The sequence below is a fragment of the Anaerocolumna sp. genome, from assembly GCF_032079385.1.
Taxonomy (GTDB): Bacteria; Bacillota; Clostridia; order Lachnospirales; family Lachnospiraceae; genus Anaerocolumna.
Genome location: NZ_DAMAUC010000009.1, coordinates 36,842 through 49,506, shown reverse-complemented (window position 1 = coordinate 49,506; position 12,665 = coordinate 36,842). Strand labels below are relative to the sequence as shown.

The following is a 12,665-nucleotide window of genomic DNA, read 5'->3' as shown; positions in this document are numbered from 1 at the left end:
ATAAATTTTAAATATCTATATTTTATTATTTCTTACTTTAAAATCACACGATTTATTTCCTTTTTCAATTGAGCGGATATCGGTGTTAAAGGAAGTCTCACTTCATCAGAATCTATCAGGGATAGCTTTTCTAAACAATATTTAACAGGAGCCGGATTTGGTTCTTTAAATAATAATGGAATGAATTCATATAAAGGCTTCCATAATTGCAGAGCAGCTTCTAAATCATTTTCTTTTATCTTATTATAAACTTCCACAAATTTCTCAGTCTTTAAATGCGCAGAAGAAAGAATTCCTCCCTGACCGCCTATAGTAAGGGTTAAGAAGAATAATATGTCTTCTCCGGTAAGAATAGAGAAATCTTTAGGAGGATTCATCAGCAGTTCTGTCGTTTGTTTTATATTACCGCTGCAATCCTTTAGTCCTACTATGTTCTTTATCTCAGAAAGTCTGTGTACCGTTTCGTTTTCCATATTCACACCTGTTCGATAAGGAATATTATACATTACAATATTTAAAGGTGTTTCTTCGGCAATACTCTTAAAATGCTGATATATACCTTCCTGATTTGGTCGGTTATAGTAAGGACAAACGGAAAGGATTCCTTTTATATCATAATATTCAGTAATTCTAATTTTCTTAATTACCTGTGAAGTACAGTTTCCACCGACACCGATATAAACAGGCAGACGGTTCTTATTATATTCCATAGTTTTCTCAATCATTTCTTCAAACTCATAATCACTTAACACGGGGCTTTCCCCTGTGGTACCCAATGGAATAAAACCACTAATTCCTTTTTCTGTATAATGATTGATTAATCTTTCGTATGACGGATAGTCAAGTTTATTATCTTTAAATGGGGTTATAATCGGTAACCATACACCAGTCATCTGCATAAAAATATCCTCCTGAATTCCATATAACATGCATCTTATTCTTTAATACTATTTTACATAATAGAATTCTATAAAAATAGCATTATAATGCTTTTCATATTGCAAATAGTGCTGTATAATTATCTATAGTTTAAAAATGTTAAGTATCGGAACTTGAAATCAGGTTGAACAATAAGATTTTCAACCAGGAAATTTGTGTTGGTACACAAATCCTCCTTATCATTAAGAAGCACTTAATTGTCAGAAATGAGGTTAATATGAACGACGTTGAAAAAACCGGATATTTGAATAACGATTATAAAATGTTTCATATTACGGATAGAGAGAAAAGAGAATTTAATTATCACTACCATGATTTTAATAAGATTATGATTCTTCTAAGTGGAAATATTAATTACTCCATAGAAGGGAAGGATTATTTACTAAAGCCCTATGATATTATTCTTGTGAATCAGGGAGAAATACATAGACCTTCCATATTGGATAGTTCGCCTTATGAAAGAGTTATAATATATGTTTCAACTAAGTTTCTGAATACTTATTCCGATAAAGATTATGATTTAAAGTATTGCTTTGAGCGTGCTAAAGAAGAGCATTCCAATGTACTTAGAATACCTGCTCTTGATAAAAGTAAGCTTTATCAGGTATGTCAGGAACTGGAGTATTCATTTTCGGATAATGCCTATGGCAAAGAGCTGTATCAAAGAATATTGTTTTTGGAATTTATGATCCATCTAAACCGAACTGCTATATCCAATCACATTAATTATCTTGATGCTGTGGTTGGAAATGAAAAACTTCTGCAGATTATAGATTACATCAATGAACATCTTACGGAGGATATCACCATTGATACATTATCATCATATTTTTATTTAAGCAGATATTACTTAATGCATTTTTTCAAAGAAGAAACAGGCTATACCATTGGAAAATATATTACGGAAAAGCGGCTGTTATTGGCCAAAAACCTTGTCCAAAATGGAAGCTCCCTTACACAGGCCTGCTATCAATGCGGATTTAAGAATTATTCTTCATTTTTCAGAGCTTTTAAAAAGGCTTATAACACTATGCCAAAAAATGTTCCCTTTATTGATTAATGTATATTGACAAGCCCTGTATGCACGGTTAGAATACCTATTAGTTTAAGGTATTGGAGATTAATTTAGTACCTATTTTAAAAGAATAAGGAGTTTACTTATGTCTTCCCAAAGTAAAGAGAAAAAGTTTAGAATAATGCCCGTTGGCCTTCGAATGGTAAAGACCGCCATGGCCGTATTTATCTGCCTTGTTATATACATACTGAGAGGCCAGAAAGGAATTCCATTTTATTCTGCAATTGCAGCTATATTTTGTATGGAAACATACATAGGAAACAGTAAAAGTAATGCAGAAGCCCGGACCTTTGGTACCTTTAACGGGGCTTTTTGGGGATGTATTGTTTTAGTGATTAATACCTATGTACTAAAAGATACACCTATATTGTGGAAGTATTTATTTATTTCTGCTTCTGTTATTCCTGTTATATACACATCAGTCCTTTTAAAGAAGCAAGCAGTTTCCTTCTTTTCAGGGGTTGTATTTTTGAGTATTACGGTAAACCATTTAACAGATAGCAATCCCTATTTGTTTGTTCTAAACCGTGTGTTGGATACCCTTATAGGAGTTGGAGTATCCATTATGGTAAATCATATTTCATTGCCCCGCAGATACAACAACAGCATATTGTTTGTCAGCGAATTGGAGGAGACGTTGCTCAACGATAAAGAAGAAGTTCCTTCATACAGCAGGGTTGAATTAAACCGAATGATTGAACGGGGAGCGAATTTTACCATATTCACAGAAAAAACTATTGCCGAGGTAATGGAATTTGTAAAGGAAGTACCTTTAAAACTACCGGTCATTGCCTTTCATGGGGCAGTTTTATACGATGTGGAAAAGAAAGAAATTCTAAGAAAAAAGATAATGGATAAAGAAATAGTGAAATCCATACAAGAACTTTTAAGAGAAGAAAAGATCTGCTGTTTTACTACTGCATTGCTGCAAGAAACTTTAATGATATATTATGAAGAATTCTTTCAGCAGGTGGAAGAAAAAGAGTATCATGAACGAAGAACTTCACCCCATCGTAATTTTATAAAAGGGAGTATAGGAAATGAGGCAGAATGTTTTCAAATAATGTGTATCTGTAAACAGGAACGGATAACAAAAGTCTGTGGGAGAATCCAGGAGCTTCCGATAGGGGAAGACATTCGCATGGTGCAAAGCACTTCCAGGGATTATCCGGGATATGCTTATTTAAATATATATCACAAAGATGCTTCCAAAGAAGATATGCTTTCTGAATTAAAAGCCATAACCGGCTTGGAAAAAACTATAACTTTCGGAACTGTTCCGGGAAAGTATGATGTTTTAGTACAGGATAGCAATCAGAATACGGTAGTTAAAAGGATGAAAGAAATATATGAACCTTTTATCTGGAAGAAAAAGAAGAAAGAAATATGCGAATCTAAATTTAAAGAAAATACAAAGTAATATTATGCAAAGAGGACAGTCAAACTATTATAGATTGACTGTCCTTTTTGCATATAATATTTCTTTTTCATATCTGAGATTTTAACTCAAATTAAGTAATCAATTTCACAAATAAGATTTATATACTTTCTTAGAATAACAAAGTATAGTTTTCTTCAAAAGTTTTTCTAACATTACTGATATGTCTTACCATCAGGGCTTCCGCTAATTCGGGATCCCTATTCTTTATGGCATCATAGATAGCTGAATGTTCTGCAAAGGATTGACTATCCCGGCCCGGAACTAAAATTGTTTTTGTGTTGTATTTACTCATCTGGTTTTTCAGATTAATTGTCATCTCTACAGCAGTTCTATTAGGACAAGCGGTATATATAATATTATGGAATAGTTGGTTATTCTGAGAATATAACAAAAGCTGCTGGTTGTCATAATGCCCTTTCATAATCTTAAGTATATTACCTAATTCAGTAATCTGCTCATCTGTAATCGCGGGGACTGCTTTTCTTGTTATAAATCCCTCAAGACAGGCTCTTAGCTCTAAGAATTCCAATACTTCACTTAAAGAATAGGAACGCACTTTCGCACCTTTATTTAATTCAATAGTAACCAGCCGCTCTTTTTCCAGCATAAGTAAGACTTTTTTTATGGTATTCCTGCTGACCCCATATTGATTGGATAGTTCCTGCTCCGGAAGGCTTTCCGATGGAAAGTATTCCCCTTTAATTATTTTATTCTTTAATGAATTATATACTTCAGTTGTTTGATTTGCCATAGGCTGCTACTCCTCTGTTAAAAATGTATTATTAATTTGATAATCATATAATCACAAAACAAGATAATCTTAATTATGTTGATAAACAAAATGTCACAATATTGTTAAACAATATTAATAATAATATAATAACATGATATTCCCATTTGTCAAGTAAGAATATGGATAAATAAGTAACAATAATTATTAATTTCACAAAAAAGAACACACTATGCACAAACAAATAGGACTAAATATATTAGAAATATACAAAATATATAAAAAACCTGATGTTTCCATTGACATAGATATTTCCCGGTGCTATACTGAACTTATCATATATGACAACAATATTGTTGAACAATATTGTAAACGCAAGAAAATATATAATGCGTCCCAAATATTCAACATGGAAGGAGAAATAAAATGAAAGACCTTATAAAAGGTGCATATGATTTACACGTTCATTCGGCTCCGGATGTTCTTCCCCGTAAGATGGATGACATTGAGATGGCACAGCGAATTATAGATGCAGGTATGGCAGGTTATGCGATTAAATCCCATTATTTCTGTACTGCAGAACGTGCTGCACTGGTGAACAAGATGTATCCCCAATGCAATGCACTCGGTGCAATTACCTTAAACAGTTCGGTAGGAGGAATTAATCCCACTGCCGTTGAGATGGCAGCACGTGCCGGAGCTAAGATTGTATGGTTTCCAACTTGTGATTCGGAATATGAACTATCCCATGTTTTTAATGGTGATCCCAATAAGAAACTTCCCTACTGGGCACAGATTATAACTCAATTAAAAGAAGATGGGATACATACACCAACCATTAAATTGTTAAATGAGAATGGTAAACTAAAAGATGAAGTATATGAGGTTATAGATGTAATAGAAAAGAATAATATCATACTTGCAACCAGCCATTCTTCTCATGAGGAAACATTTGCTCTGGTTAAAGCTGCTTATGAACGTAAAGTGGAGAAGATAATCATCACTCATGTTGATTTTCCTACAACTTTTTATACCATTGAGGAACAGAAAGAACTTGCAAAATACGGTGCTTATATGGAACACTGTTATACCACCTATGCTACCGGCAAGATTGACTTTAACACTACTCTGGAGCAGATTAAAGCACTGGGAGCAGATAAAGTAATATTAAGCACGGACCTGGGACAGAAAACAGCTATATATCCGGATGAAGGCTTGTTGGATTTTGCAACCAGATTATATGAGAATGGATTTTCAGAAAGTGAAGTTCGTAAGATGACAGTAGATAATCCTGGAATGCTAGTTAGATAATTGTACTTATTAAATAATTTTATCATTTACAAAAGGAGAATATCACTATGATAGCAGGAAAAAAGATGTTAGTTATTAGTGCCCACGCAGCTGATTATGTATGGCGTTCAGGTGGTACCATTGCAAAATATATAAAAGAAGGTGCAGAGGTAAGTGTTGTTGTACTTAGCTTTGGTGTTCGGGGAGAATCCAATGATTTATGGAAGCAGCCCAATGCAACAGCGGAATCTGTTAAGGAAATCCGTAAGGGTGAGACAATGGCAGCAGCTGAAATACTGGGACTAAAGAATATTGAATTCTGGGATTTAGAGGACTATCCTATGGAATTTAATAGAGACTTAGAAGACCGTTTAGTTCATAAGATCAGAGAAATGCAGCCTGATATTATATTAACTCATGACCGTTTTGATATTCTTAATCCGGATCATAATAAAGTAAGTGATTTTGTATTTCGATGCAGTGTAATGTCTAATTCAAACGGTGTGAAAATCGATGGAACAAACACAACAAAGCAAATGAGAATATTTGGGTTTGAACCACATCAAACAGAATTAAGTGACTATAAACCTGGAAGCTTTATTGATATTACAGATGCGTATGAGCAGAAAGTAGCTGCAATGCAATGTTTTAAGGCACAAAGTCATTTAATCGAATATTATACTCAGCGTGCATTTATGCGTGGAAATCATGCGAGAAGGTTATCCGGCAATAGTACATATAAATATGCTGAGAGTTTTTCTAATTATTTTCCGACGGTTGGACCGGAGTTGTACTAATTAAGGAGGCAGCTAGATGAATAAAAAAGACTATAATTCACTTCCGGAATTACTTTCCGAGGATATTATTAAGCGTGTATCGGCTCTTAGTACTGCTCAGCTCTGTGATGGAATGGAAGGGCTTGGAGTTGTTAGAAATGGTTGTATGGATGGCGCTGTAATGCCTATTGAATCTTCTATGCGTATGGTAGGTACAGCATGTACTGTTGAAACCGAAGATGGAGACAATTTCCCAATCCATGTTGCAATCTATCAGGGAAAACCAGGTTATGTGTTAGTTGTTGATGGTAAAGGCTATACAGAGAGAACTTACATGGGGGATCTTATGACATCGGCAGCAAAGGCCATAGGATTTAATGGCATAGTAATTGATGGTTTTGTTAGAGATAGAGAAGGGTTGAAAGAACTTGAACTGCCTGTATTTAGCAGAGGTATTATGCAGCGTACTCCAACCAAAAAAGGACCTGGTAAAATCAATGTTCCGGTTACCTGTGGTGGCATTACAGTTAATCCAGGAGATTTGGTAATGGGAGATTATGACGGTATAACGGTAATTCCCAGAGAACGTATTCTTGAAGTTCTTGAGAAAGCGGAGGGAAAAAATGATTATGAATTAAAACGTCGTGAAACCATTGAAGAATATGCCAGATGTAAGGAACAGGGAAAAGAGTTACCTAATATAGCACCAGCATGGGTAACAGAAATGTTAGGGAATATTTAAATAATTTACATTAAGGGTGTATCAAATACTATTATACAAGAGAGGGTAATCATATGAAGAAAAAATTAGTAAGTATTTTATTAGTAAGTGTACTTACCGCATCTGTAATCTTTACAGGATGTAAGAAATCAACTGACAATGAAAGTAACAACAAAGAAACTACCGCTGAAACAAAAGATACAGAGGAAACAAAAGCAGCAGAAGAAACAAAGAAACCAGCTAAAAAGACAGATATCGTAATTGGAACCGGTGGTACCGCAGGTACTTATTATGTAGTGGCAGCAGCTATGGCTTCCACAATCAATAATCATTCCGATCTGTTAAATGTAATTGCGCAGCCTTCAAAAGGCTCTGTTGAAAATATAAACCTCACCAATACAGGAGATATCCAAATGGGATTCTCAAATGCAGATGGTGTATATTTTGCTGCTAACGGAACAAATATGTATGAAAAAACCGGAGTACAGAATATTGCAGGTGTTATGTCACTTTACATGAGTGCAGGACAAATTGCTACTATGAAAGATTCTGGAATTGAAACCTATGGTGATTTAAAAGGTAAAAAGGTATGCCTTGGACCGCCAAGTACAACAATTACAGAAATGTCAAAAACAATCTTAATGGAATATGGAATTGACCCTGAGAAAGATATTACACCATATTATTTATCATTTGATGAAGGCCTGCAAAAACTTACAGATGGTGAAATTGATGCTTCTTTCTTTGTTGCAGGTGTTCCTACGGCAGCTATGATTAGTGCTACTTCAACTGGTAATGTAACATTAGTTGATGTAGACGAGAAAATTATAGAAAAAATTACTTCTGAAAAATCATATTATATTCCTTATAAGATCCCAGCCGGAACATATAAGGGCACAGACAAAGATATTAATACATTTAAAATCATGACAGAAATATTCGTAAACAAAGACCTGCCTGAAGATGTTGTATATGAGTTTGTTAAACAAGCCCTTGAGAATGTTGAAGAGTACCGTGGTTCTCATATTGTATGTGATGAGATTAACCCGGTAACAGCATCCTTTACCAGTGCAGAACTTCATCCGGGTGCTGCAAAATATTTTAAGGAAATCGGTATTATTAATTAAAGAGGAAGTAAACTATAAGATTGGAGGAATCAGAAATGGCGACAGTTGATAGTGCATCTCCAAAAAGTACCTTACTAAAAATAGCTGATACCATTGCATTGTTGATCACAATATCCCTTGCTCTGTATCATATGTATACCGCGTCCTTTGGAATTATGCCAGCTTATGCACAATCTGCTATTCACTGGGGATTAGTTGGATCCTATATTATTATCAGACATCCCTTAAAGTTTAAAGGCGGATTTCTAATTGACTATGCACTGATTATTATTAATATATTTTTGTCTTATTATCAATTAGTAATTCAGGAAAAATTCATTCTAACTGCAGGGGTGTATTCAAAGTTTGAGATATATTTATCCATTATAAGTATTGTAGTGGCTCTGGAAATTTCACGCCGTGCCATAGGAAAGATTTTACCGGTAATATCAATATTATTTGTTATATATGCATTATTTGGCTCTAATTTACCAGGAATATTCAGGACAGTAAAATTTTCTATTGAAAGAATCGCTCCATACTTATATACATCTTCTGATGGACTGTATGGACAGACATTATATGTATCCGCACAATTTATCTTCTTGTTTGTTTTGTTCGGAGCCATACTGGATATGACTGGTGCTGGTGAATTCTTTGTAAATATAGCATTTTCATTAACCGGTAAAGTTAGAGGTGGCCCTGCACAGGCAGCAGTTTACTCTAGTATGTTAATGGGAACCATCAATGGCTCTGGTGCTGCTAATGTTGTGACCACAGGAACCTTTACCATACCATTGATGAAAAAAGTAGGATTTAAACCGGCTATGGCAGGTGCAATTGAAGCAGTGGCTTCTAATGGCGGGCAGATTATGCCTCCGGTTATGGGAGCAGTGGCGTTCCTTATGGCAGAAATGACAGGAATTGAGTATGGAAAAATTGCTTTGGCAGCATTACCCACGGCAGCATTATATTATGTAACACTTTCTATGTCAGTATATGTGGAAGCCAATAAACAGAATATACCGGTAACTCCCAAGGAAGACCGATTAAAAGCTGGTAAGGTAATGAAAGAAGGATGGCTGTATCTGGTACCTCTAATTGTACTTATGTCCATGCTTATTCTTGGATACAGTGCTCAGAAATCAGCATTTTACGCAATTCTTATGTCAATCGTAATTGGATTTATTAAAAATCGTGAGAATATGAACCTGAAACGATTTTTACAAGCTTTAAAAGAAGCAGCAGATGGCATTGGACCAATTGCAGCAGCCTGTATGTTAGCAGGCATTGTTATGGGAATCATTAACATGACCGGTCTTGGGCTTAAAATAAGCGGAATTATTATGAGTATTGCAGATGGAAGATTAATTGTTGCTTTAATTCTTGCCATGTTAACCAGTTTACTTCTTGGAATGGGTCTTCCAACCTCTGCTGCATATATGATACTTGCAATATTAGTTGCTCCGGCCATTGTTAATATGGGAGTGCCACAGATGGGAGCACATTTATTTATCCTATACTTTGGAGCCCTTTCAACCATTACACCTCCCGTTGCTTTATCTACTTTTGCAGCGGCCGGTATAGCGGGATCAGGCTTGTGGGAAACCGGATTAGCGGCCATGAAGCTTGCAGCTGCAGGATTTATTATACCATTTATATTTTGTTTTTCACCGGAACTCTTATTAATTGGAACCGCAGGTGATATTGCATTTGCTTTAATTACGGCACTAATCGGCTGTATTATACTTTCTATTGCCCTGGGTGGCTGGTTTAAAGTTAATTTATCAATTATAAGCAGAATCATATTATTACCTTGCTCAATACTTTTGATTATGCCAAAACCTGTCTATGCTAATATTATTGGATTGGCTGTTAGCATAGTAGTATTATATTTTGAAATTAAAGTTGTCAAGAGAGAAAAAGAAAGCATGTTGCAGCAGAATAATTAAAAAAATAGAATGATTTAGATACATAAAAGGATCTTTTGCAAATGGTTATATAAGCTATGGAGCAAAAGATCCTTTTTTTACTTTGCAGAATAGCAATATAAATCAAATATTGACATTCCTAGCAATGGTATAAAAGCTATTCTCAGATATAATTAAAGTATCTTATTATATAATGAATTCTTATTATTCAGGGGGTGCAGCAATTATGAAATACGGCTATTTTGACAATGATAATAAAGAGTATGTAGTAGAAAAAGTGGATTTGCCAACTTCATGGACAAATTACTTAGGAGTAAAGGATATGTGTGCAGTGGTTAACCATACTGCCGGGGGGTATGTATTTTATAAATCACCGGAATATCATCGGATTACCCGTTTCCGTGCCAACAGCGTACCAATGGACAGACCGGGACATTATGTTTATTTAAGGGATGATAATTCCGGTGACTATTGGAGCGTATCCTGGCAGCCTGTGGGAAAACCTTTGGATAAAGCCAAGTATCAATGTAGACATGGCTTGTCTTATACAAAGTATTTATGCGAATACAATGATATTAAAGCAGAACAAACATTATTTATACCAATAAATGATCCGGTAGAGCTGTGGGATGTAAAAATACAAAATACAGGTGACGTTACCAGAGAGTTAAGTGTTTTCTCCTATTGTGAATTCTCCTATCACCATATTGCCATGGATAATCAGAACTTTCAAATGAGTAATTATGCAGCAGGTTCCTCTTATGAAAATGGAATTATAGAACATGACCTATTCTATGAAGAGTTTGGATATCAGTATTTTACTGCGAATTTTGCTCCCGATGGTTTTGACTGCCTAAGAGATAAATTTATCGGACTTTATCGAAGTGAAAACAATCCTATTGCAGTAGAAAAAGGTACCTTAGGGGGCAGCTTTGAAAAGGGAAGTAATCACTGTGGTTCCTTACATAAAAAATTAATTATCCACCCGGGAGAAGAAGTTCGCTTGGTCTTTATGTTAGGAGAAGGTAACCGGGCGGAAGGTAAGAGAATCAGAGAAAAATATTCGGATTTCAGTAAGATAGACGCGGCTTATAAGCAAATGGCAGACTTTTGGAATAGAAAATTAGATAAATTAATTATTCATACCCCAAATGAAGGTATGAACACATTAATTAATATATGGAATATATATCAGGCAGAAATCAATGTTATGTTTTCCAGATTTGCTTCTTTTATTGAAGTTGGTGGAAGAACCGGATTAGGTTTCAGGGATACTTCTCAGGATGCAATGACAATTCCTCACTCCAATCCTGAAAAATGTAAGCAGAGGATAGTGGAATTATTACGTGCATTAGTATCCAAAGGTTATGGATTGCATTTATTCCAGCCGGAATGGTTTGAACCGGATACAGAGACAAAACCATTTAAATCACCAACGGTTGTTCCTTCTCCTAATAATGCCGATATTATCCATGGCATAGAAGATGCATGTTCCGATGATGCCCTGTGGCTGGTTAGCGCAATCACGGAATATGTAAAAGAAACCGGTGAAATATCTTTCCTGGATGAAGAAATTACTTATGCAGACGGCGGCAGTGGCTCTGTTTATGAGCATATGACCAGAATACTGGATTTCTCTAATGAGCAGATAGGAGAGAACGGTATCTGTAAGGGACTGCGGGCAGACTGGAATGATTGTCTTAATCTTGGAGGCGGCGAAAGTGCTATGGTTTCCTTCTTATTATACTGGGCACTGGATAACTTTATTGAAATTGCAGAATATCAAAACAAGACAGAAGATGCTGCAAAGTATAAAGAGATACGTTCCAAAGTGAAGGAAGTTTGTGAACAAGTACTTTGGGATAAGGAATGGTATATCAGAGGTATTACAAAGAACGGGAAAAAGATTGGAACAGATGAGGATAAAGAAGGAAGAATCCATTTGGAATCCAATACATGGGCAGTACTGTCCGGTTTAGCATCTAAGGATAGAGGAAGTAAAGCAATGGACAGTGTAGACCATTACTTATATACACCTTATGGAATTATGTTAAACGGCCCTTCCTATACCGTGCCGGATGAGGATATTGGATTTGTCACAAGGGTTTATCCGGGACTGAAGGAGAACGGAGCAATATTCAGCCATCCCAATCCATGGGCATGGGCTGCAGAATGTATGTTAGGGCGAGGTGACAAGGCGATGAAGTATTATAATGCCTTATGCCCTTATAATCAAAACGACAACATAGAAATCCGGGAAGCAGAACCTTATTCCTATTGTCAGTTTATTGTGGGCAGGGATCACACTGCTTTTGGACGTGCAAGACATCCATTTATGACTGGAACAGCAGGTTGGGCATACTTTTCGGCTACCCGCTATATTCTTGGAATCCGTCCGGAGTTTGACTATTTATTGATTGATCCTTGTATTCCATCGGATTGGAAAGAATTTCGTATACGCCGTGAATGGAGAGGGGCACAGTACTATATCACTGTCAAAAATCCGGAAGGTGTTATGAAAGGTGTAAAAGAAATCCGATTAAATGGGAAAAAAATTGATAAGATACCCGCACAGAAGCAAGACAGTATAAGTCAGATTCTTGTAATTATGGGTTAATACTTAATCAATATAAATATAAAGAAAATGACAGAATGA

Annotated in this window: 10 protein-coding genes; 8 read left to right on the top strand and 2 right to left on the bottom strand. The window is 35.5% G+C overall.

Going from position 1 to position 12,665, the window contains the following annotated elements; all coding sequences use genetic code 11:
* Positions 1–32 precede the first annotated feature (32 nt).
* The gene (gene dapA / locus RT261_RS09010; RefSeq protein WP_313131948.1) at positions 33–899 is read right to left on the bottom strand and encodes a 4-hydroxy-tetrahydrodipicolinate synthase; all 867 of its coding nucleotides are present in this window, start codon (positions 897–899) and stop codon (positions 33–35) included.
* 257 nt (positions 900–1,156) lie between these two features.
* Between dapA and RT261_RS09005 the strand changes: the two genes are divergently transcribed.
* Entirely contained in the window at positions 1,157–1,999 is an 843-nt protein-coding gene (locus RT261_RS09005) for an AraC family transcriptional regulator (RefSeq protein ID WP_313131947.1), read from the top strand.
* 100 nt (positions 2,000–2,099) lie between these two features.
* Positions 2,100–3,434, top strand: coding sequence for an HAD hydrolase family protein (locus RT261_RS09000; protein ID WP_313131945.1), 1,335 nt, complete (start codon positions 2,100–2,102; stop codon positions 3,432–3,434).
* A 130-nt stretch (positions 3,435–3,564) separates the two neighbouring features.
* Here the strand turns inward: RT261_RS09000 and RT261_RS08995 are convergent, their stop codons facing one another.
* A complete protein-coding gene (locus tag RT261_RS08995) occupies positions 3,565–4,206 on the bottom strand; it encodes a GntR family transcriptional regulator (protein WP_313131944.1) in 642 nt (213 codons plus the stop codon).
* Positions 4,207–4,611: 405 nt separating this feature from the next.
* Between RT261_RS08995 and RT261_RS08990 the strand changes: the two genes are divergently transcribed.
* The 6 genes from RT261_RS08990 (at position 4,612) to RT261_RS08965 (ending at position 12,626) form a co-directional block, all read left to right on the top strand.
* Positions 4,612–5,496, top strand: coding sequence for a DUF6282 family protein (locus RT261_RS08990; protein ID WP_313131942.1), 885 nt, complete (start codon positions 4,612–4,614; stop codon positions 5,494–5,496).
* Between the two features lie 47 nt (positions 5,497–5,543).
* A complete protein-coding gene (locus RT261_RS08985; RefSeq protein ID WP_313131941.1) occupies positions 5,544–6,272 on the top strand; it encodes a PIG-L deacetylase family protein in 729 nt (242 codons plus the stop codon).
* Positions 6,273–6,288: 16 nt separating this feature from the next.
* The gene (locus RT261_RS08980; RefSeq protein ID WP_313131940.1) at positions 6,289–6,993 is read left to right on the top strand and encodes an RraA family protein; all 705 of its coding nucleotides are present in this window, start codon (positions 6,289–6,291) and stop codon (positions 6,991–6,993) included.
* Between the two features lie 53 nt (positions 6,994–7,046).
* Complete coding sequence (locus tag RT261_RS08975) at positions 7,047–8,099, top strand: TAXI family TRAP transporter solute-binding subunit (protein ID WP_313131938.1); 1,053 nt, start codon at positions 7,047–7,049, stop codon at positions 8,097–8,099.
* 35 nt (positions 8,100–8,134) lie between these two features.
* Positions 8,135–10,030 carry a TRAP transporter permease gene (locus RT261_RS08970; protein WP_313131937.1) on the top strand — a complete coding sequence of 632 codons (1,896 nt, stop codon included), beginning with the start codon at positions 8,135–8,137 and terminating at the stop codon, positions 10,028–10,030.
* Positions 10,031–10,235: 205 nt separating this feature from the next.
* Positions 10,236–12,626 (top strand): GH36-type glycosyl hydrolase domain-containing protein, encoded by a 2,391-nt coding sequence (locus RT261_RS08965; protein ID WP_313131936.1) that lies wholly within the window; start codon positions 10,236–10,238, stop codon positions 12,624–12,626.
* Positions 12,627–12,665: the final 39 nt, after the last annotated feature.

Excerpts from the sequence above, each read along its gene's own strand:
- dapA (WP_313131948.1), bottom strand. The coding sequence starts at position 899 with ATGCAGATGACTGGTGTATGGTTACCGATTATAACCCCATTTAAAGAT.
- RT261_RS09005 (WP_313131947.1), top strand. The coding sequence starts at position 1,157 with ATGAACGACGTTGAAAAAACCGGATATTTGAATAACGATTATAAAATG.
- RT261_RS09000 (WP_313131945.1), top strand. The coding sequence starts at position 2,100 with ATGTCTTCCCAAAGTAAAGAGAAAAAGTTTAGAATAATGCCCGTTGGC.
- RT261_RS08995 (WP_313131944.1), bottom strand. The coding sequence starts at position 4,206 with ATGGCAAATCAAACAACTGAAGTATATAATTCATTAAAGAATAAAATA.
- RT261_RS08990 (WP_313131942.1), top strand. The coding sequence starts at position 4,612 with ATGAAAGACCTTATAAAAGGTGCATATGATTTACACGTTCATTCGGCT.
- RT261_RS08985 (WP_313131941.1), top strand. The coding sequence starts at position 5,544 with ATGATAGCAGGAAAAAAGATGTTAGTTATTAGTGCCCACGCAGCTGAT.
- RT261_RS08980 (WP_313131940.1), top strand. The coding sequence starts at position 6,289 with ATGAATAAAAAAGACTATAATTCACTTCCGGAATTACTTTCCGAGGAT.
- RT261_RS08975 (WP_313131938.1), top strand. The coding sequence starts at position 7,047 with ATGAAGAAAAAATTAGTAAGTATTTTATTAGTAAGTGTACTTACCGCA.
- RT261_RS08970 (WP_313131937.1), top strand. The coding sequence starts at position 8,135 with ATGGCGACAGTTGATAGTGCATCTCCAAAAAGTACCTTACTAAAAATA.
- RT261_RS08965 (WP_313131936.1), top strand. The coding sequence starts at position 10,236 with ATGAAATACGGCTATTTTGACAATGATAATAAAGAGTATGTAGTAGAA.